The sequence below is a fragment of the Mesorhizobium sp. M2E.F.Ca.ET.209.01.1.1 genome, assembly GCF_004010375.2.
GTDB lineage: Bacteria > Pseudomonadota > Alphaproteobacteria > Rhizobiales > Rhizobiaceae > Mesorhizobium.
This window is the reverse complement of the sequence record NZ_SADP02001306.1, coordinates 1-283: the sequence shown is the minus strand read 5'-3', so window position 1 is coordinate 283 and position 283 is coordinate 1. Positions and strand designations below refer to the sequence as shown.

Genomic DNA, 283 nt, shown 5'->3' with positions numbered 1-283 from the left:
TCCACAATTCCTGCCGCCATCGCGGCAGCCGCGTCTGCAACAGCGACAAGGGCATGGCCGCCAAACTGGTCTGTCCCTATCACCAGTGGACCTATGAGCTGGACGGGCGCCTGCTGTTCGCCCGCCAGATGGCCGAGGGGTTCGACAAGAGCCAGTTCGGGCTGAAGCCGGTCGCCTGCGAAAGCGTCGCCGGCTATGTCTTCATCTGCCTGGCCAAGGAGCCGGCCGACTTCGCGCCGATGCGGGCGATGATCGAGCCCTATCTCAAGCCGCACCGGCTGAG

General features: G+C 65.4%; 1 protein-coding gene. It reads left to right on the top strand.

The window, feature by feature from the left end; genetic code table 11:
• A partial coding sequence (locus EN852_RS40175) for a Rieske 2Fe-2S domain-containing protein (RefSeq protein ID WP_145994170.1) occupies window positions 1-283 on the top strand: 283 nt, incomplete at both ends.